General features: G+C 33.1%; 2 protein-coding genes. Both read right to left on the bottom strand.

Translation table 11 applies throughout. From position 1 onward, the window contains the following. Positions 1 to 23: 23 nt before the first annotated feature. Positions 24 to 944 carry an IS3 family transposase gene (locus CN946_RS20570; RefSeq protein WP_141546955.1) on the bottom strand — a complete coding sequence of 307 codons (921 nt, stop codon included), beginning with the start codon at positions 942 to 944 and terminating at the stop codon, positions 24 to 26. After that, positions 887 to 1213 (bottom strand): helix-turn-helix domain-containing protein, encoded by a 327-nt coding sequence (locus tag CN946_RS20575; protein ID WP_098862802.1) that lies wholly within the window; start codon positions 1211 to 1213, stop codon positions 887 to 889. The genes CN946_RS20570 and CN946_RS20575 overlap by 58 nt, the downstream gene beginning before the upstream one ends. Positions 1214 to 1283 lie beyond the last annotated feature (70 nt).

Here is a 1283-nt window from a genome sequence, read left to right on the forward strand (position 1 = left end):
TGGACACTAATAAAAAAGGTATTTTAAGCAGCCTTAGCCCTGTATTCAATAGGGCTAAGGTTATTTAATTTCTTTTGAAATCTCTTATTGTTGTAGTACCAAATATATCGCTTTACCGCATGCTCAACCTGTTTCTGTTCATTAAACTGATAGCGATAAAAGCACTCGGTTTTAAAATGACTAAAGAAACTTTCAATACATGCATTATCCAGGCAATTTGCTTTTCTAGACATACTTGGCTTTATATTGTATCTTTTAAGTGTTAGGTTATATCTTTTTGAGGTGTACTGGTATCCTTGATCGCTATGTAATAGGAGCCCATGAACATCTCTTTTTTTTCTTGCTTTTTTTACTGTATCTAAAACTAGCTTTAAATCGTTCCTTTCGCTGATTTGGTAAGAAACTATTTCGTTATTATAGAGATCTTGAATAACGGAAAGATATAATCGTTTCCCATTAAATATAAGGTAAGTTATATCAGTTACCCACTTTTTATTCGGATCTTTTGTGCTGAACTCTCGATTTAGGTGATTATTGGAGATAACGTACTTTTCCTTTCGTCCAAAATGCCTCCACTTTTTTACACGAATTTTAGCTCGAATTCCATTTTCTTTCATTAGTCTATATACACGCTTATGGTTTACAATAAGACCATATACTTTCTTCAACCACGTTTTAACTCGTACATATCCAAAACTCTCATTTATATCTGGATCTTGATGACATTCTATGATTTTGGAAACAATGAGTTGATCTTCAATTTGTTTAGTGGACGGACACTCTTTATTCCTAGCCCATTTATAAAACCCACTTTTAGAAACCCCTGCAATCTTACAAAGTAAGACAACAGGATAATTTGTTTTTAGCTCATAAATAACACTATATTCTAACGTTTTCTTTTTAATATCATCTCCTTTTTCAAGGCTAAGAGCTTTTTTAAATATGCGTTCTCAGCTTCTAATCTTTGAATCTTTCCTGCGTCACTTAATGGTTCGATTTTAGGTCTGCCTTTATTATATCCTTTCGCTTTTCCACGTTTTTCTTCAAGCCCTTGGATACCTTCTCTTTTATAATGGTTAATCCATCTTTCAACAATTGCATAAGCAATCCCCAATTCCTTACCAATACTTTTTGCGCCCATACCTTCTTCCAAATAAAGGTTAATCGCCTGAAGCTTATATTCTATATCGTATGTCTTTCTAATTTTCCCCATAATAAATTCCCCCTATAGTAGACAGTACAGCACCTTTCTTTTAACTGTCTACTATAAGGGGATTATTACA

Origin of the sequence: Bacillus sp. AFS053548, assembly GCF_002575105.1 — a bacterium.
In the GTDB taxonomy this organism is placed as follows: domain Bacteria; phylum Bacillota; class Bacilli; order Bacillales; family Bacillaceae_G; genus Gottfriedia.